Origin of the sequence: Sphingobium xenophagum (genome assembly GCF_002288285.1) — a bacterium.
Classification (GTDB): Bacteria; Pseudomonadota; Alphaproteobacteria; order Sphingomonadales; family Sphingomonadaceae; genus Sphingobium; species Sphingobium xenophagum.
In genome coordinates this window covers 861,764-880,079 of sequence record NZ_CP022745.1, presented here as the reverse complement: position 1 = coordinate 880,079, position 18,316 = coordinate 861,764, and the positions used below count along the sequence as shown (strand labels likewise).

Below are 18,316 nucleotides of genomic sequence, written 5' to 3'. Positions count from 1 at the left end.
AGTGGGGGCAAGGGCGCGTCGGATCAAGCGGCCCATTGGGCCAGATTGGCCTCCTGTCCGATCAGCGCCAGCCCGTGCGCGATAGATGTCAGTTCGCCCCCGGTCGCGATCCGCTCCGCCCCGAAGCGCGCGTCGAATATGCCGCGGATCGCCGGAATCAGCGACGATCCGCCGGTCAGGAACACCCGGTCGATCGCGTGCGGCGCCACCCCGGCGGTCGCCAGCGCCTTGTCCACGCATCCCTCGATCCGGGCGATGTCGGGCGCGATCCAGCGCTCGAAATCGGCGCGGCGCACCTGCGTCTCGATCTCCAGCCCGCCACCGGCAAAGCGGAAATCCGCTTTGTCCTGCGTCGACAGCGCCCGCTTCAGGCTGCCCACCGCGTCATAGAGCGGATAGCCCAGTTCCTTTTCGATCACCGTCATCATCCGCCCGATCGCGGCGGGATCGTCAGCCGATTTCTGCAACCGCGTCAGCTCGTCCATCGTCCGCCGGTTGCGCATCAGCGCAAGGCGCGACCAGTCGGCAAAGTCGGCGAAATAGCTGCGCGGTATCTCCAGCGTCTTGCCGAACGACTGGTAACTGCCGCCCTTGCCCAACATCGGCAGCACCAGATGGTCCATGATCCGATAGTCGAAACGGTCGCCTGCAATGCCGATGCCTGCCGATCCCAGCGGCGTCGCCCGCCGCGCCGCGCCCGCCGTATGGTTGGGCGCTTCCACTCGTACGATCGAAAAGTCGCTGGTGCCGCCGCCAAAGTCCGCGACCAGGATCGTCGCAGCCTGGGTCAGGCGGCTGGCATAGCTGAATGCCGCGCCCAGCGGCTCATAGACATAATGAATGTCCATGCCGAAATCGGCGAACATCGCGTCATAGCGCTTGCGCGCCAGCGCCTCGTCAGGCCGCGACCCGGCATAGGTCACTGGCCGCCCGACGACGATCCGCTCTGGCCTCTGGTCCAATGCCCCGCCCGCATGGCCAACCATATGCGCCAGGAACATCGCCCCCAGTTCCTCGAAGCGGTAGCGCTTTTCGAATATGTTGGCGCTCTCGAAAATCGGGCTGGCGGCGACCGACTTGAACGACTGGAGGAAGCGGCTGTCTTCGGGATATTCCATATATTCCGCGATCGCCCACGGCCCGGCCTCATGTGCCAGGCCGCCCTTGACGCCGTCCTCATGCCAGAAACAGAGCGCGGAACGGAACACCGCCCCGGTCGCCTGGCTACCGGCAAATTCGACCAGATCGGATTGCTGGCCGTTGGCAATCGCAACGACGCTGTTGGTCGTGCCGAAATCCAGGCCCAGCGCGCGCGGCACATCCTGCATGCTTTTGTCTCCGGGGAAGGGGGGGCGCGCCCTATGGCATCGCCATCGCATCGGGACAAGGCTGTCCTACTCGCGACTATGCTGCCATGCTCTGCCCCGGCTCTTTCCGATCGTCGATCTTGCGAAAAACTTGCCATGCGCAACATGGGCGAATTTTGCGAACTTCCGCCAAGTCAATTCCACCACGAATGCTGGCGAAAGACTTTTTTCAGACATACTGGATTAGGCCATGATGATGATCACGATAGTCGTTTCATGCCTTGTGGCGATCAACGTCGTCACCATGCTGGCATTTTATCTCGATAAAGCCAGCGCTATTGCCGGTGAACGACGTGTGCCTGAATCGGAATTGCTCACGCTCGCTTTCGTTGGTGGCACGCCAGGTGCGTTTCTCGCCCGCCAACTGTTCCGCCATAAAACCCGCAAGGAACCGTTTTCGACGCATCTGATGGTCATCGCGACAATCCAGATCGGCGGATTGATCGGCTGGTTCTTGCTGTAATCAGGCGAAAACCGCTGCCTTCTTCAGATGGCCATAGGCCTCGATCACCGCCTGCAATGCGCGTTCATGGCTGCGGTCGCCGCCATTATGATCGGGGTGATAGCGGCGCAGCAGCGCGGTGTAGCGCATCCGCAAAGCCTTGCGATCCGCGTCAATGTCCAGTTCCATGACGCGCAGCGCCTTGCGGTCCTCCGCCGACAGAAACTGGCCGTCCTGCCGCATCTGCGCATCGGCCCGCGCCTTGGCCACCCGTTCCTTGAACTTCGCGCCGATGGCGTCGAGCGGGTCGGAGAAGTCGGACCATTTGGGCGGCGGGCTGTGGGCGTTGGACGAAAAGGCGCGCGTCTCCCGCTCCCACCCGGCAAAGGGGCGCTGGGCGGCGGCGATTTCCTCCGGCGACATGCCGGTGAAGAAATTATAGCCCTGATTGAATTCGCGCACATGGTCCAGGCACAGCCAGCGCCAGCGCGGCCCTTCATCGCCGGGACGGGCGCTGCCTTCCAGCGGCGGCGCGCGGAACTCGCCCGGTTCGGGGCAGCCACTCACCCAGCAGGGGCGGTCGCCCTCCACCCGGCCATGGAAGCGGTTGAAGCGGCGGGTCGAGAAAGGGTCGGTCGACAAAGTTGTCCTGATGCAAGTCGCGGCAAAGCGACTATATAGGCGGCATGACTCAGATTCTGAAAGGCCCAGTGGCCACCGAAATCGAAACGCGGCTGCAAAATGCCCTGGCGCCGCAACTGCTCGCCGTGATCGACGACAGCGAAAAACATCGCGGTCATGCGGGGCATGACGGCTCTGGCGAAAGCCATTTCACCGTCGACATCGTGTCGGATCGCTTCACCGGCCAGAGCCGCGTCGCCCGCCAGCGCATGGTCAACGCAGCGCTCGCCGACCTGCTGCGCGACAAGGTCCACGCCCTTGCGATCAAGGCCCGCGCACCCGGAGAAGCCTGATGACCCTCGATGATCTCGTCATCCAGACGATCAGCCCGACCACCCATGATCTGGGCGATTTCAAGGTCCACCGTTCGCTCCCTGCCAAGGGGCGTACGATGGTCGGCCCGTTCATCTTCTTCGATCAGGCCGGGCCAGCGAAGATAGGGGCGGGGCAGGGGATTGATGTCCGCCCCCATCCGCACATCAACCTCGCCACCGTGACCTATATGTATGAAGGCGCTTTCTTCCACCGCGATTCGCTGGGCACGGAACAGATTGTCGAGGCGGGCGCGGTCAATCTGATGACGGCGGGCAAGGGCATCGTCCATAGTGAGCGTTCCCCCGACGAAGAACGCGCCAAGCTCTCCAAACTGTCCGCCATCCAGACCTGGCTCGCCTTGCCCGACCGCCAAGAGGAAATGGACCCCGCGTTCGAGCATGTCGGCGAAGCCGGCCTGCCGGTGATCGAGGCGCATGGGGTGTGCGCCCGTGTCATCATGGGGTCGCTATGGGGCGAACGCTCGCCCGTCACCACCTATGCCGACACCATCTATGCCGACATCCAGCTGTCGCCCGGCGGCCGTGTACCGATCGACCCGTCAGCCGACGAGCGCGCGATCTATGTGTCGGGCGGTGATGCCGCGCTCGACGGGATGATGCTCGCGCCCCAGACGCTCTACGTCCTGCGCCCCGGCACCAGCGCCACGCTGATGAGCGTCGATGGCGGCCGGGTCGTCCTGTGCGGCGGCGAAGCCTTCAAAACGCCGCGCCATGTCTGGTGGAACTTCGTGTCCTCCCGCCAGGACCGGCTGATGCAGGCGCGCGAGGATTGGGACGCCCTCCGCTTCCCGCTGATCCCCGGCGACGATAAGGAGTTCATTCCCATCCCGCAGGGCCGGCCCAAGACGGTCAGCTATCCGTAATTCCTCCCCATTTCGGGGAGGGGAATTGTATATGACTTTTCGTTATCCAACGACGTCATCCTGAATTTATTTCAGGATCCATCATGCCCCAAAAGCCGTGGCTGGAGACGCGAAATGGATGCTGAAACAAGTTCAGCATGACGATGAAGGAGGGGGGTAGGCTTGGCTCTCCCTTGCCCTACTGCACGAAGGCCAGCGACAGATTCTCGGCATTTTTGGGAATGTCGATCCGGCTTTCGTTGATCGACGCTTCCTCGCCCGGCTTCAGGCGGTTCTTGTCCGCCTTCGTCGTCCAGCTGAACACCAGCCGATTCTGCCGGTCGCGCAACTGCACCAGCACCGGCGGCACCGGCAGCGCCTGTGTCCCACTGTTCACGATCCGCGCGCCAAAGGCGAAATATTCCTCGCCAGTCGGCAGCTTGCGCCGCTCTGCGGGTTTGGACAGGTAGAAGAGCAGGTCAGGATCGCCCTCTTCGGCAACCAGTCCCAGGCTGACCGCCCATCCGGGGGGCCGAAATAATAAAAGGCGCCGCCCGCCGCCGCCACGACCAGGGCAAAGGCGACCGCGGCATAGGTCCATAGCTTGATCGGATTGCGCCGCGGCTTGAACGGCGGCGCGGGCGCGAACTGGCTGTCCTGTGCGGGATCGACCGGCGCACCGGCATAAATGTCGTCAATACGGTTGTCCGCAGGCGCAGCGATCGGCGGCGCGACGGGGGCCGCTTCCTCCGGCACGACGGTTTCAGCCGGGGGGGCTTCCGGTGCGGGGGCAGGTACGGGTTCAGGCGCGGGCGCGGCGACCGTTTCGACCGGCTCTGCGACCGGCGGTGGCGGAGCGGGAGGCTGGACCGGCGGCGGAGCAGGCACCTCGTCCGGCCCGCTTTCGCGCGGTGGCAGGGTCGCCGGCTGCTGGAACCAGCTATGCTTGCACGCGGCGCAGCGGACCTGGCGGCCGGCCGGACCGACGGCGCTGTCCGGCACGACATAGCGCGTCGCGCAATTGGGGCACACCAGTATCATGTCGCTTCATAGGCATGGCATGGACTCGCGCGCAAGCGGTCAACTTATGTTGACGTCATTCCGTCGCGACTCGCGGTCGGATGCGGGCCGGGCTTTACGGCTGCCCGCCCACTGTGCCATGGCTGTCACTCCGGGGAAGCAGGGAGCGCGCGAGCGCCATATTTCAAGACATGTCGGCCATCGTCCAGTTCGAGAATGTCGGTCTGCGCTATGGTCTGGACAGCGAGACCCTGTCCGACGTCAGCTTCACGCTGGCAGGCGGTGGCTTTTATTTCCTGACCGGCGCGTCGGGCGCGGGCAAGACATCGCTGCTCAAACTGCTCTATCTGGCCCAGCGTCCCAGTCGCGGCGTCATACGGCTGTTCGGCGAGGATGTGGTGACCCTGCCGCGCAAGCGCCTGCCCGGTTTCCGCCGTCGCATCGGCGTGGTGTTTCAGGACTTTCGCCTGGTCCCCCATCTGTCCGCCTATGACAATATCGCCCTGCCGCTTCGCGTCGCGGGGATGGAGGAGGGGGAGGTTGACGCCCCCGTCACTGAAATGCTTGGCTGGGTGGGGCTTGGCGATCGCGGGCAGGCGCGGCCCGCGACCCTGTCGGGCGGGGAGCAGCAGCGCGTCGCCATCGCCCGTGCGGTCATCGGCCGACCCGAAATATTGGTGGCGGACGAACCGACCGGCAACGTCGACGCGGACATGGCCCGCCGCCTCATGACCCTGTTCGAAGCGCTCAATCGCCTGGGCACCACCATCGTCGTCGCCACCCACGATCTGCCGCTGATCGCGCAGGTATCGGGCGCGCAGATGATGCGGCTGGACAAGGGGCGGCTGGCTGACCCGACCGGATCGCTGCGCTATCCGCCGCGCCCGCAGGGCGGCGAGTGATGGCGTCGCGCACCGACCGCCGCGCCGCCGCCGCTGCGCGTCATCGCCTGTTGCCGGGCGGGCGGGTCGCGGGGCCGATGCTGTGGATCATCGCGATCATGATGTTCCTGACCGTGCTGGCCGCCGCCGCTGGCCTTGGCCTGGGCGCTGCCGTCCGGTCGATGAGCGCGGACCTGGCCGGACGCGCCAGCGTGCAGGTGGTCGAGGCGAACCCGCAACTGCGCGACCAACTGGCGGCGCGAGCGCTGACCGCGTTGCGCGGCGCGGACGGGGTGCAGGCCGCCGCGCCCGTCGATCCTGCGCTGCTCGCAGATCAGGTCCGCCCCTGGCTGGGCGAAGAGGCGACGAGCGGCGACCTGCCGCTGCCCGCGCTGATCGACGTGACGCTGACGCCGGGCGATGCTGATGCGAAGGTCGCGCGCTTGCGCCGCCTGCTGGGGGATTGTCGCCCGCGCTGCGGATCGAGCCGCATGCCGCCTTCCTGCTGCCGCTTGCCGGATTGCTCTCCGCCCTGGGCTGGCTGGCTGCCGGTGTCGTGCTGCTGATGGCGCTGGCGACGGGCGCGGTCGTGGTGCTGGCGGCGCGAGGCGCGCATGACAGCCATCGCGGCACGATAGAGGTGCTGCACCTGATGGGAGCCACCGACGTCCAGATCGCCCGTCTGTTCCAGCGCCGCATTGGCCTCGACGCGATGCTGGGCAGCGCGCTGGGCTTTGCTTTCGCCGCGTTCGTCATCCTGCTGATCGGTCTGCGGCTGGGTGCGACCGGGTCGGAACTGTTGGGCGCGGTGCGCCTGCCGCCTGCCAGTTGGGCGGTGCTTGGGCTGCTGCCGGTGGCGGGCGTTCTGCTGGCGACGCTGGCGGCGCGCTGGACAGTGTTGCGCGCATTGGGGCGGGCGCTGTGATCGTCCGGCTGTTCGCCGTCTCGATACTCGGCTGGATGCTGGGCTTTGCGTGGTTCGCGATCTTCCTGCCCCAGCCGCTCGACGGTCGGCAGACCGACGCGATCGTCGTGCTGACCGGCGGCGCGGGGCGAATCGACCGGGGGATCGCTTTGCTGGAGGGTGGCGCGGCCAAGCGGATGCTGATTTCCGGCGTCGACCGATCGGTTCGTCCGGTCGAACTGGCGGCGCAATATCAGGCGCCCGAAACATTGTTCGCCTGCTGCATCACATTGGGCCGCGAAGCGATCGACACACGATCCAACGCCATCGAAACCGCCCGCTGGCTGGAACGGCGCGATTATAAAACAGTGCGGCTGATCACGACGGACTGGCATATGCGCCGCGCCGCGCTGGAATTGCGGCAGGCGTTGCCCGGCCGGGTCGCGATCGTCTATGACGCGGTGCCCAGCCGCCCCAGCCTGACGATGCTGGCGCGGGAATATAATAAATATCTGCTGCGCCGCACCGCTGCACTTCTTGGCATTTGATGGCATAGCGCCCCGATGATCACCTTGCTGCGCTCCACCCTCTTTTCCCTCATTTTCTATCCCGGCAGCTTGCTGCTGGTGCTGATCGCCCTGATCGTCGGCCAGTTTTCGCCGCCCGCGCTGCGATGGGTGTCGACCCTGTGGGGCTGGTTCCATCGCTATTGCGCCCGCTGGCTGCTGGGGCAGAAGGTGGTGATAGAGGGCGACCTGCCGCTTGGTCCCTATCTCTATATCGTCAAACATGAATCGATGTTCGAGACGATCGACATGCTGTGCGTGTTCGACCGGCCGGTCATCGCCGCCAAGCGGGAGCTGTTCGATATTCCGCTGTGGGGAACCATTGCCGACCGTTATGGCCTGATCCCGATCGAGCGCACCGCCGGGGCGAGCGCGATGCGGACGTTGCGGACCCAGGCCAAGGCGGCGAACGCCGCCGGAAGGGCGGTCTGCATCTTTCCCGAAGGCACCCGCGTTCCCCATGGCGAAGCGCCGCCATTACGGGCTGGCTTTGCCGGATTATATACGCTGCTGGGGCTGCCGGTGGTGCCGATTGCGCTCAACAGCGGGCTGGTGTCGCCCAAGGGCAGCTTCCTCAAGAAAGCGGGCGTCATCACCTATAAGGTCGGAGAGGTCGTGCCCGCCGGGCTGGACCGGCGGGAGGCCGAAGCGCGGGTCCATGCCGCGATCAACGCGCTGAACCCGCCCTCTGCTCTAGTGGATTGATTTTGACATTTGCATCCCCTGGCGGCTGGGATGGGTCTGCAAATGTCAGAATCGGACCACTGGCCTAATGCGCCCGGCCGAAGTCGGGCTTGGCGTCGTCCTGACCCTGTTCGATGATCGACCGGCGGATGGCGCGGGTATGGGTGAACAGGTTGAACAGCGTGTCGCCGTCATTCCAGCGGATTGCCCGTTGCAGCGCTGACAGATCCTCCGAAAAGCGCTGGAGCATTTCCAGCACCGCGTCCTTGTTGGCCAGGAACACGTCGCGCCACATCGTCGGGTCCGACGCGGCGATCCGCGTGAAATCGCGAAAGCCGCCAGCGGAATATTTGATGACTTCCGATTGGGTAACATTTTCCAGATCGCTGGCCGTGCCGACGATGGTGTAGGCGATCAGATGCGGCAAATGGCTGGTCACCGCCAGCACCAGATCATGATGCGCCGGGTCCATCGTCTCGATGTCCGCGCCGACCCGCCGCCACAGTTCGGCGACGCGCTCGACCGCCATGGGGTCAGCGTCAGCGGGCGGGGTGACGATGCACCAGCGCCCCTTGAACAGGGTGGCGAAGCCCGCTTCCGGTCCGCTATTTTCGGTGCCTGCGACGGGATGCGCCGGGATGATCGTCCGCCCCGGCAGGGCGGCGACCAGCTGCGCCAGCACGTCCGCCTTGCACGATCCCACATCGCTGACGATCGCGTCGGCGGGCAGATCGTCGGCCAGCTCCGCCGCCGCCGCGCCCATGGCGCGGACCGGCACGCACAGCACCACCAGATCCGCGTCGGTCACCGAAGCCCCCGCCGTGTCGGTGATGTCGTCGCACAGGTCGATCCGCCGTGCGGTTTCGCGCACCGCCGGATCGGCATCATGGCCAGTGACGCGCGCCGTGGGCATCTCCGCCCGGATGGCGCGGGCAAGCGAAGAGCCGATCAGGCCAAGGCCGATGATGGTGATCCGGGCGAAAGGCAGCATCGCGTCAGGCCGATTCCGCCATGGCGCGCAACGTGTCGGCCACGACGCGGACCTGCGCTTCGGTGCCGATGGTGATGCGCAGGCCGTTGGGCAGATCCTGGCCCGGCAGCCAGCGGGTGGCGTAACCGGCCTCCCACAATCCCTTCATCGCGGCCTCGGCGGTCAGCTTGCCATCGAACAGGATCAGCAGGAAATTGGTCTTGCTGGGTACGACGCGCAGGCCGTGATTGGAAAGCGCGCCGATTTCGTCGGCCAGCCACTCGCGCCAGCGCGCATTATGGGCGCGGCTCGATTCGATCCAGGCACTGTCGTTGATCGCGGCGATGGCCGCGGCCTGGCCCGCGGTCGTGACATTGAACGGCGCGCGGATGCGGTGGAGAATCTCGATCACCTCCGCACTGGCATAGCCCCAGCCGATCCGTTCGGCCGCCAGCCCGTGAATCTTGGAGAAGGTGCGGGTCACGAAAATATTGCCGGCGGTCCTGGCCAGTTCCAGGCCCCCATCATCCTCGCCTTCGTCCAGATATTCGGCATAGGCCTGATCCAGCACGAACAAGATGTCGGGGCGCAGGCCCGCATGCAGCCGCGCAATCTCTTCCCGGCTGGTCATCGTGCCCGTCGGGTTGTTGGGGTTGGCCAGGAACACGACCTTCGTTTTCTCGGTCACGGCTGCCAGCAGCGCGTCGACGTCGGTGGCATAATCCTTGTCCGGCGCGATCACCGGGGTCGCCCCGACCCGGCGGGCGGCGATGTCATAGACCGCAAAGCCATAGCGCACATACAGGACTTCATCGCCCGGCCCGGCATAGGCGCTGGCGGCGATGTGGAGCAGTTCGTCCGACCCGGTGCCATAGATGATCCGCGCCGGGTCCAGCCCATGCACCGCGCCGATCGCTTCACGCAGCTTCGTCGCGCTCGGATCGGGATAGGTGGCAAGATCGGCGGTGGCGGCCACCAGCGCGGCGCGCGCGGCGTCGCCCGTCCCCAGAGGGTTTTCATTGGCCGACAGCTTGATCAGCGGGCGGCCATCATCGGCCGCCGCCTTGCCCGGCACATAGGGCGAAATGCCAAGAATCCAGTCCTTGGGCGATGGCTTTGTCAGGGTGTTTGCAAGTGTCTCTGTCATGGCGACGGGCTTTAGCGGCTTCCGCGCCAAAGGCAAAGCGCCCGTCCAGATTGACAGCGCTCCGCCGTGGTCCTAGCCCGGCGCGACCATGGCCAGCCTTTCAATGACAGATGATAGTCGTTTCGGCCTGCGCCGACAGGTTCGGCTTGCCGGGCCATTGCCGCTGGACAGCGGCGCGGCGCTGGGGCCGGTCGACATCGCCTATGAAACCTATGGCACGCTAAACCCGGACCGATCCAATGCGATCCTGATCTGCCATGCCCTGACCGGCGACCAATATGTCGCGTCCGACCATCCCGTAACGGGCAAGCCCGGTTGGTGGTGGCGGCTGGTGGGAGAGGGGAAGCCGGTCGATCCGGCACGCCATTTCATCATCTGCGCCAATGTCGTCGGCAGTTGCATGGGGTCGAGCGGCCCGGCCAGCCTGGACGTGGCGACCGGCCTGCCCTTCGCCATGCGCTTTCCCGTGCTGACCATTGCCGACATGGTGCGGGCGCAGGCGATGCTGCTCGACCATCTGGGTGTCGACCGGCTCTACGCTGTGATCGGCGGGTCGATGGGCGGCATGCAGGCGCTGACCTGGCCGACCTTGTTCGCCGACCGGGTGGAACGCTGCATCGTCATCGCCTCGACCGCGCGGCACAGCGCGCAGAATATCGCCTTTCATGAAGTCGGGCGGCAGGCGATCATGGCCGATCCCAACTGGCGCGGGGGCGATTATTATGCCGATGGGCAGGTGCCGAGCGCGGGTCTGGCCGTTGCGCGGATGGCGGCGCATATCACCTATCTGTCCGAAGCGGGGCTGACCGAGAAATTCGGACGGCGCCTCCAGGGCCGCGATGCCAAGACCTTCGGCTTCGATGCGGATTTTCAGGTGGAAAGCTATTTGCGCCATCAGGGGCTGAGCTTTGTCGAGCGGTTCGACGCCAACTCCTATCTCTACATCACCCGCGCCATGGACTATTATGACATTGCAGAGGATCATGGCGGGTCGCTGGCCATGGCCTTCACGGCCAGCAAGGCGCGTTTCTGCCTTGTCAGTTTCGATACCGACTGGCTCTATCCCACGGCGGAATCGCGGATCATCGTCCATGCGCTGAATGCGGGCGGGGCGCAGGCCAGTTTCGTCGAACTGTCCAGCCCGTTCGGGCATGACGCCTTCCTGCTGGAATGTCCCGAACTCAACCGGGTGGTCGATGGCTTCCTGAAAGGCGGCCGGGCGTGAGCGATCAGTTGCGCCCCGATCTGGCGCTGATCGCGCGCACCGTGCGGCAGGGCGCGCGGGTGCTGGACGTCGGCTGTGGCGACGGCGCGCTGATGGCGGCGCTGCGCGACAATGCCGGGGTCGACGCGCGCGGGCTGGAGCTTGACGGGTCGAATGTCGCCGATGCGGTCGGGCGCGGCCTGTCGGTGGTGCAGGGGGATGCCGACACGGACTTGCGCTATTATCCCGACGCCAGTTTCGACTATGCGATATTGAGCCAGACGCTCCAGACGACCCGGCGGCCTGATCTGGTGGTGGAGGAATTGCTGCGGATCGCTGCCCAGGCTTTCGTATCCTTCCCCAATTTCGCCCATTGGCGCGGGCGGATTTCGCTGCTGTGGGGCGGGCGGATGCCGGTGACGCGGCTATTGCCCGACACATGGTATGACACGCTCAACATCCATCATGTGACCGTGGACGATTTCCGCGCGCTGGTGAAGGATCGCGGCTGGACCATCGACGGGCAATGGTTTCTGAAGGGCGACAGGGAAACCACCCACGCCAATGCCAATCTGTTTGCCGAACATGCGGTGTTTCTGCTGCGGAAATAGGCCGGGTCAGATATTGCCCTGTTCCTCGATCGGCACATCGTCCTGGGGCCGGTAATAGAGGCTGGCGCAAAGCTCCGCCTCGCATCCCCCTTCCAGCACAAGATCGTCCCGCCACGCGTCGCGCACGAAATCCATCGTGTCGAGATGGCGATCCTCGAAATACATGCGATGCACATCGTCCCGGCCAGCGCCGTAAACGATCCGGCCAACTTTCGCCCAGATCGACGCCATGGTGCACATGCCGCATGGCTGGAGCGTGGAATAAAGCGTGGCCCCGCGCAGGTCCATGTCGCCATGGACCGGCCCGGCGGCGCGGATCGCCATGATTTCCGCATGCGCGGTGGCGTCCTTATGCTCCTCCGTCTGGTTGACCTGTTCCGCCAGGATGCGGCCGTCGATCACGATGATCGCGGCAATCGGCGTGTCGGCAGGGGTGCTGCCCTTGCTGCGTGCCAAGGCAATGGCGCGCTGCATCCACTGGCGGTCGGTCGGTGTAATCATGGCGGCAATGCTCCGATGGGTGAACCGCCACAAAGCGCCAGCGCCGGTTTTGCTCCGCTTATTGCGGGCGGCCAATGCCCTTTTCGATCAGCGCGTTGGCGATGGCGGCGATCTCGTCCGCCGGGCGGCTGTCGTCCCAGACGCCGTAGCGCAGCCCCAGAAAGACATTCATGCCCATGATCGCCCAGGCATGCACCTCCTCCACGTCCGGGCGCACGTCGCCGCGCTCTGCTGCTTTGGCCAGGCGCGTCGCCATGCGGGCCGCGGTATTTTCGTAATGGGCGCGGTAGGCGGCGGCATCGACAAATTCCGATTCGTCGATGATGCGATAGAGTTCCTTGTGCGACCGGGCGAACTCCAGAAAGCTGAGCAGCCCGATTCGTTCGGCGTCGATGCCGTCGCGCGCCTGCGCGATCCGGGGCGACACATAGTCGCGCACCTGCCCCGACATATCGGCCACCAGCGCGCGGAAAATATCGTCCTTGCTGTCGAAATAGGTGTAGAAACTGCCCAGCGCACAGCCCGCGCGGCGGGTGATTCCGCTGATTGATCCTTCGTGAAATCCTTTTTCGCCAAATTCCTGCGCGGCGGCCGCCAGCAGGCCGCGGCGGGTGCGTTCCCCGCGCGCCGTGCGGGGCGTCTTGTCGTCCCTGCCTGGCCCCTGGTCGGTCATAGTCTCTCCCCGTCGCTGTGTTCTTTTAGCGCAATCTGGTCGCATCGATAGCCTGCTCCATATTTGAAGTTGAAAGCTGGTTCAACTTTCATTATCGAATCGGTCAAGACACATGGCGACCCGCCAAACGGGCGCATCATTCAGGAGAGGTTCCGCTCATGAAGGCTCATCACAGCATCCGCGCTCTCGCCCTTGCCTCCGCCGCCTGGACCGGGGCGCTGGCCCTGCCCGCGCTCGCGCAGGACGCGCCGCAAGCCGCCGTGGACGACAGCGAAGGCGCGATCGTCGTCACCGCCCGCCGCCGCGAGGAAACGCTGGTCAGCGTGCCGATCGCAGTCAGCGCCTTTTCCGGGGAGAAGCTGGAAAGCCAGGGCGCGATCGACATTACCGATCTCGCCAACTTCACGCCCAACACCACGCTGGAAGCATCGCGCGGCACCAATTCGACGCTGACCGCCTTCATCCGCGGCGTGGGCCAGCAGGACCCCGTGTCCGGTTTTGAACAGGGCGTCGGCATCTATCTGGACGATGTTTACCTCAACCGGCCGCAGGGCGCGATCCTCGACATTTATGATGTCGATCGGATCGAGGTGCTGCGTGGGCCGCAGGGGACGCTCTATGGCCGCAACACGATCGGCGGCGCGGTCAAATATGTGACCAAGATGCTGCCGCAGGACTTCGCGCTCAAGATCAAGGGCAGCTACGGCACCTATGATCAGGCCGATGGCATCATCAGCGTGTCGGCCCCGGTCGGCGACATGATCCGGGTCGGCGGCGCACTCGCCCGCCTGTCGCGCGGCGGCTTTGGCAAGAATCTGACCACCGGCGAAGATAATTACAACAAGGATGTCTGGGCCGCGCGCGGCACGTTCGAAATGGGCGGCTATGGCCAGCCGGTGCTGATGCGGATCACCGGCGATTATACCAAGGATAACAGCAATGCGCGCGGCGGCCACCGCCTGATTCCCGGCCAGTTGTCGGGCGCGCCGGTGCTGGACGACGTATTCGACACGCGCGGCGGCCTTGCCGACCCCAAGCAATATGTGAAGTCCTACGGGCTATCGATGAACATCACGGCCGAACTGTCCGACGCGGTGACGCTGCGGTCGATCAGCGCGTGGCGCAAGGATGACAGCGCATCGCCGATCGATTTCGACGCGCTGCCCGCCGTCGATGTCGACGTACCGGCCTTTTACTTCAACGAGCAGCTGAGCCAGGAATTCCAGCTTCTTTATGACAGCGGCCCGCTGCATGGCATGCTTGGCTTCTACTATCTGGATGCCAAGGCCGATACCGCGTTCGACGTGCGGCTGTTCACGACCGTTGCTGGCCTGACCGCCTTTACCCAGGCCGATGTCGACACGGAAACCTATGCCGTGTTCGGCGACTTCACTTTCGACATTTCGCAGCAGCTGAGCATTTCGGCGGGCGGTCGCTATACCTGGGACAAGCGCCGCGCCGACATTTTGCGGCAGAATTATCTGGGTGGCGGATCGCCCGTCTTTGGCGGCGCAGGCGTGGCGTTCGGCGCGCCCAGCACCGATTTCAACGGCCAGCGCGAATATAAGAAGTTCACGCCCCGTGTCTCGATCAGCTACAAGCCGACGCCCGACCACAATATCTATGCCAGCTATGCGCAGGGCTTCAAGGGCGGCGGCTTCGATCCGCGCGGGGTGGGCACCAATGCGCCCGACCTCAACGGCAACGGCATTCGCGAAGATAGCGAGATCGCGTCGTTCCTGAGCTTCCGTCCTGAAAGCGTCAAAAGCTATGAAGTGGGCTATAAGGGCAACTTCATGAACGGCGCGCTCTATGTCGCGGTCGCGGGCTTCTATGCCGACTATAACGACGTGCAGATCCCCGGCTCGGTCGCCTGCACCGTCAGCGTGGGCGGCGTGCCGACGCCATCCTTCTGCGGTGTCGTGTCCAATGCGGGCAAGGCGCGGTTCAAGGGGCTGGAATTTGAAAGCAACGCGCGGCTGGCGCAGGATTTCCTGACGGGTGGTGACCGTTTGAGCCTGTCCACGGCGGTGGGCTATATCGATGCGGAATATCGCGAATATGTGACCAATATCGGCGGGGTGCCGACCGATGTGGCCGCGTTCCGCAAGGTGCAGAATACCCCCAAATGGACCGCCAGCGGCACGCTCGGCTACACCACGCCGGTCGGCGACGGCAACCTCTATGCGGGCAGCACCGTATCGTGGCGCAGCAAGACCTATCAGTTTGAAATCCCCAACCCCTATATCGACCAGAAGGGCTATGCCCTGTGGGACGCCAGCATCGTCTACACCGCGCCGGACGACCGCTGGACGCTGGGGCTGCATGGCAAGAACCTGCTGGACAAGGAATATAAGACGTCGGGCTATACCTTCGTCGCGGCCAATGCGACGACCGGCGCGATTGTCAACAATGCCGCGGGCTTTCCCACTCCCACGCTGGGCCGCGAAGGCACGCTGACCGCGTTCTACGGCAATCCGCGGCAGGTGTTCGTGACCGGAACGGTGAAGTTCTAGGTTCGGTATTCCCGCGCGGGTAGGAATCCGGTTCCAGGGGCGGGACCGGGTTCCCGCCTGCGCGGGAACACGCTTTTGCTGTGCGGCAAGGGGCGTAAGGAGCATATATGACAGACCGAACGGTTCCCTCCGCCTCTCCCCCCGTTTCCCCCGCCTATCGCGGTGTCGTGCTGGCGATGCTGCTGCTCGTCTACACTTTCAACTTCCTCGACCGGCAGATTCTGGGCATCCTCGCCGGGCCGATCAAGGCGGAACTGGGCCTCACCGACGGGCAATTGGGCGCGCTGGGCGGGATCGCCTTTGCGCTGCTCTATTCGACGCTGGCGATTCCCCTGGCGTTGCTGGCCGACCGGACCAGCCGGACCTGGGTGATCACCGTCAGCCTTGCAGTATGGAGCGGCTTTACCGCGCTGTGCGGCATGGCGGGCAGCTTCTGGCAGATGTTCGCTTTTCGCGTCGGCGTAGGCGTGGGGGAGGCAGGCGGCGTCGCGCCATCCTATGCCGTGATCTCCGACTATTTCCCGACGCATCAGCGCGCGCGGGCGCTGTCCATCTATTCGCTGGGCATCCCCCTGGGATCGGCGGGTGGCGTGCTGCTGGGCGGTTATATCGCGCAGGCGGTCGAGTGGCGCACCGCTTTCATCGCGGTCGGCGTGGCTGGCCTGCTGATCGCGCCCTTGTTCCGGCTGGTCGTGCGCGAACCAGCACGCCCGGTACTGGCGAACGATGCAGTGCCGGTCAGCGCCGTGTTCGGCATATTGGCGGCCAAGCGCAGCTTCTGGCTGCTGGCGCTGGGCGCGGCGTGCAGTTCGATGTGCGGCTATGGCGTCGCCTTCTGGCTGCCCAGCCTGCTGATGCGCAGCTTTGGCCTGGACCTGTTGGGCGCGGGCCAGTTTCTCGGCGCGCTGCTGCTGATCGGCGGCGTGGCGGGCGTGCTGCTGGGCGGCTGGCTGGGCGATGCCATGGGTAACAGGGACAAGGCCTATTATGCCTGGGTACCTGCGATCAGCTATGTCGTGGGAATGCCCCTGTTCGTGGTCGGCGTGCTGTCCGACAATGTGGGCTTTGCCTTTGCGCTGTTCCTGATCCCGCAGGCTTTGGTCTATGTCTGGCTCGGCCCGGTGCTGACCGCCGTGCAGCATCTTGTCCCCGCCCATATGCGCGCCAGCGCGGCGGCGAGTTTCCTGCTGATCAACAATCTGGTCGGGCTGGGGCTGGGCAGCTGGAGCGTGGGGGCATTGTCGGACGCGCTGACGCCTGCTTATGGCGTGGAGGCGCTGCGCTATGCCATCGTCGCGGCGCTGGGCTTCTATCTATTGGCCGGGCTGTTCATGGCATTGGCGGGCCGGGCGCTGCGCAAGGATTGGGTCAGCGCCTAGCCACCGGGGGATTACCGCTCCTTGGTCGCGCTGAACTTCAGCTTGGGGTGGCGTTCCTGCTGATAGCCGATGTCCCATGCGCTGCGTGCCATGAATACCAGCGCGCCGTCGCGGTCCTTGGCCATGTTGGCCGCGTTGAAGCCGACGAAATCCTTGATCGCACCCTCATCGCCACTGATCCAGCGGGCCGTATCAAAGGGTGAAGGCTCCAGCGCGGCGGCGACCTTATATTCCGCGTCCAGCCGGGAAATCAGCACTTCCAGCTGCAATTGCCCCACCACGCCGACGACCCAATTGCTACCGATTTCCGGGTAGAATACCTGGATCACGCCCTCTTCGGACAGGTCATCGAGCGCCTTGCGCAGCTGCTTGGTCTTGGTCGGGTCTTTCAACTGGACCCGGCGCAATATTTCCGGCGCGAAATTGGGCAGGCCGGTAAAGCGCAGCCCCGGCTTTTCGCTCAGCGTATCGCCCACGCGCAGCGCGCCATGGTTGGGAATGCCGATAATGTCGCCGGGATAGGCCTCGTCCGCCAGTTCGCGGTCCTGCGCGAAGAAGAGGATCGGCGAATGGACCGCCAGCGCCTTGCCCGACCCGCTGGGCGTCAGCTTCATGCCGCGCCGGAACTTGCCCGACACCAGCCGCATGAAGGCGATGCGGTCGCGGTGCATCGGGTCCATATTGGCCTGCACCTTGAAGATGAAGCCGGTGACTTCGCTGCCCTCCGGCTCGACGGCGGCGGGTTCTGCGGGCTGCGCGCGCGGCGGCGGGGCGTGGGCCGCCAGCGCGTCGATCAACTCGGTAACGCCGAACAATTTGAGCGCGGAGCCGAAATAAACCGGCGTCAGGTCTCCCTGACGATAGCGGGCAAGGTCGAATTCGGCATAGCCGCCCTGCGACAATTCGGCCTCCTCGCGCAATTTCTCCAGCCCGTCGGGCGACAGGAAATCGGCGAGTTTCGGATCGTCCAGCCCGGTAAACTGGTGCCGGGTGCCATCAAATTCGCGGCTTGGCCCGCTGGGCTGCATCAGCCGGTTGGTGGCGAAGTCATATATGCCCTCAAACTCGCCGCCCATGCCGACCGGCCAGCTCATCGGGCAGACGTCCAGCTGCAACTGGTCCGCCACCTCGTCGAGCAGGCCGAACGTCTCGCGGCCTTCGCGGTCCACCTTGTTGACGAAGGTGATGATGGGCAGGTTGCGCAGGCGGCACACCTCGAACAGCTTGCGCGTCTGCGGCTCGATACCCTTGGCCGCGTCGATCACCATCACGGCGGAATCGACGGCGGTCAGGGTGCGATAGGTGTCCTCGCTGAAATCTTCGTGACCCGGCGTATCGAGCAGGTTGAACGTGATCGTCTCGCCATCGCGCGTCCGCTCGAACGTCATGACCGATGATGTCACGGAAATGCCGCGCTGCTGCTCGATCTTCATCCAGTCCGACCGCGCACGCCGGTTCGCGCCGCGTGCCTTGACCTCACCGGCCAGATGGATCGCGCCACCCTCCAGCAGCAGCTTCTCGGTCAGCGTGGTCTTGCCCGCGTCAGGATGGGAAATAATCGCGAAGGTGCGGCGGGATGGAATGGTCATGATG

Annotated in this window: 17 protein-coding genes and 2 pseudogenes; 11 read left to right on the top strand and 8 right to left on the bottom strand. The window is 64.9% G+C overall.

Features of this window, described 5'->3' with window-relative positions; genetic code table 11:
- Nucleotides 1-23: 23 nt before the first annotated feature.
- Entirely contained in the window at nt 24-1,328 is a 1,305-nt protein-coding gene (locus CJD35_RS04340; protein WP_017181179.1) for an Hsp70 family protein, read from the bottom strand.
- Between the two features lie 229 nt (nt 1,329-1,557).
- Here CJD35_RS04340 and CJD35_RS04335 point away from each other — a divergent pair, with 229 nt between their 5' ends.
- On the top strand, nt 1,558-1,830 hold the full coding sequence (locus CJD35_RS04335) for a DUF1294 domain-containing protein (protein WP_017181178.1): 273 nt from the start codon (nt 1,558-1,560) through the stop codon (nt 1,828-1,830).
- On the opposite strand, the gene CJD35_RS04330 is transcribed toward CJD35_RS04335, so the two are convergent.
- Entirely contained in the window at nt 1,831-2,451 is a 621-nt protein-coding gene (locus CJD35_RS04330) for a J domain-containing protein (RefSeq protein ID WP_017181177.1), read from the bottom strand. It lies immediately after the preceding gene.
- A gap of 44 nt (nt 2,452-2,495) precedes the next feature.
- Here CJD35_RS04330 and CJD35_RS04325 point away from each other — a divergent pair, with 44 nt between their 5' ends.
- Together CJD35_RS04325 and CJD35_RS04320 are read left to right on the top strand one after the other, a co-directional pair.
- Complete coding sequence (locus CJD35_RS04325) at nt 2,496-2,783, top strand: BolA family protein (RefSeq protein ID WP_017181176.1); 288 nt, start codon at nt 2,496-2,498, stop codon at nt 2,781-2,783.
- Complete coding sequence (locus CJD35_RS04320; RefSeq protein WP_017181175.1) at nt 2,783-3,688, top strand: pirin family protein; 906 nt, start codon at nt 2,783-2,785, stop codon at nt 3,686-3,688. Before CJD35_RS04325 ends, CJD35_RS04320 begins: the two co-directional genes overlap by 1 nt.
- A gap of 178 nt (nt 3,689-3,866) precedes the next feature.
- Here the strand turns inward: CJD35_RS04320 and CJD35_RS04315 are convergent.
- Nucleotides 3,867-4,708 (bottom strand): annotated as a pseudogene (locus CJD35_RS04315) (zinc-ribbon domain-containing protein).
- Between the two features lie 170 nt (nt 4,709-4,878).
- On the opposite strand from CJD35_RS04315, the gene ftsE reads away from it, so the two are divergent.
- The 4 genes and pseudogenes from ftsE to CJD35_RS04295 all read left to right on the top strand — a co-directional run bounded on the left by ftsE (nt 4,879) and on the right by CJD35_RS04295 (nt 7,743).
- Nucleotides 4,879-5,589 carry a cell division ATP-binding protein FtsE gene (gene ftsE / locus CJD35_RS04310; protein WP_017181173.1) on the top strand — a complete coding sequence of 237 codons (711 nt, stop codon included), beginning with the start codon at nt 4,879-4,881 and terminating at the stop codon, nt 5,587-5,589.
- A pseudogene (locus tag CJD35_RS04305) lies at nt 5,589-6,493 on the top strand (cell division protein FtsX). The gene ftsE and the pseudogene CJD35_RS04305 overlap by 1 nt, the downstream one beginning before the upstream one ends.
- A complete protein-coding gene (locus tag CJD35_RS04300; protein WP_017181171.1) occupies nt 6,490-7,020 on the top strand; it encodes a YdcF family protein in 531 nt (176 codons plus the stop codon). The pseudogene CJD35_RS04305 and the gene CJD35_RS04300 overlap by 4 nt, the downstream one beginning before the upstream one ends.
- A 15-nt stretch (nt 7,021-7,035) precedes the next feature.
- Nucleotides 7,036-7,743, top strand: a complete 708-nt coding sequence (locus CJD35_RS04295) for a lysophospholipid acyltransferase family protein (protein ID WP_017181170.1) — start codon at nt 7,036-7,038, stop codon at nt 7,741-7,743.
- A gap of 64 nt (nt 7,744-7,807) precedes the next feature.
- Here the strand turns inward: CJD35_RS04295 and CJD35_RS04290 are convergent, their stop codons facing one another.
- Together CJD35_RS04290 and hisC are read right to left on the bottom strand one after the other, a co-directional pair.
- Entirely contained in the window at nt 7,808-8,713 is a 906-nt protein-coding gene (locus CJD35_RS04290; RefSeq protein ID WP_017181169.1) for a prephenate/arogenate dehydrogenase family protein, read from the bottom strand.
- Nucleotides 8,714-8,717: 4 nt separating this feature from the next.
- Nucleotides 8,718-9,839: a histidinol-phosphate transaminase gene (gene hisC / locus CJD35_RS04285; RefSeq protein WP_017181168.1), complete on the bottom strand. Its 1,122-nt coding sequence runs from the start codon at nt 9,837-9,839 to the stop codon at nt 8,718-8,720.
- Nucleotides 9,840-9,927: 88 nt separating this feature from the next.
- On the opposite strand from hisC, the gene metX reads away from it, so the two are divergent.
- Nucleotides 9,928-11,064, top strand: a complete 1,137-nt coding sequence (gene metX, locus CJD35_RS04280) for a homoserine O-acetyltransferase MetX (RefSeq protein WP_026002069.1) — start codon at nt 9,928-9,930, stop codon at nt 11,062-11,064.
- Entirely contained in the window at nt 11,061-11,654 is a 594-nt protein-coding gene (gene metW / locus CJD35_RS04275) for a methionine biosynthesis protein MetW (RefSeq protein ID WP_017181166.1), read from the top strand. Before metX ends, metW begins: the two co-directional genes overlap by 4 nt.
- 6 nt (nt 11,655-11,660) lie before the next feature.
- Here the strand turns inward: metW and CJD35_RS04270 are convergent, their stop codons facing one another.
- The gene (locus CJD35_RS04270; RefSeq protein ID WP_026002068.1) at nt 11,661-12,155 is read right to left on the bottom strand and encodes a nucleoside deaminase; all 495 of its coding nucleotides are present in this window, start codon (nt 12,153-12,155) and stop codon (nt 11,661-11,663) included.
- 58 nt (nt 12,156-12,213) lie between these two features.
- On the bottom strand, nt 12,214-12,828 hold the full coding sequence (locus CJD35_RS04265) for a TetR/AcrR family transcriptional regulator (RefSeq protein ID WP_017181164.1): 615 nt from the start codon (nt 12,826-12,828) through the stop codon (nt 12,214-12,216).
- A gap of 158 nt (nt 12,829-12,986) precedes the next feature.
- Here CJD35_RS04265 and CJD35_RS04260 point away from each other — a divergent pair, with 158 nt between their 5' ends.
- Together CJD35_RS04260 and CJD35_RS04255 are read left to right on the top strand one after the other, a co-directional pair.
- Nucleotides 12,987-15,344 carry a TonB-dependent receptor gene (locus CJD35_RS04260; RefSeq protein ID WP_017181163.1) on the top strand — a complete coding sequence of 786 codons (2,358 nt, stop codon included), beginning with the start codon at nt 12,987-12,989 and terminating at the stop codon, nt 15,342-15,344.
- Nucleotides 15,345-15,451: 107 nt separating this feature from the next.
- Nucleotides 15,452-16,723, top strand: a complete 1,272-nt coding sequence (locus CJD35_RS04255; RefSeq protein ID WP_026002067.1) for a spinster family MFS transporter — start codon at nt 15,452-15,454, stop codon at nt 16,721-16,723.
- An 11-nt stretch (nt 16,724-16,734) separates the two neighbouring features.
- On the opposite strand, the gene CJD35_RS04250 is transcribed toward CJD35_RS04255, so the two are convergent.
- The gene (locus CJD35_RS04250) at nt 16,735-18,312 is read right to left on the bottom strand and encodes a peptide chain release factor 3 (RefSeq protein ID WP_017181161.1); all 1,578 of its coding nucleotides are present in this window, start codon (nt 18,310-18,312) and stop codon (nt 16,735-16,737) included.
- Between the last annotated feature and the right edge of the window lie 4 nt (nt 18,313-18,316).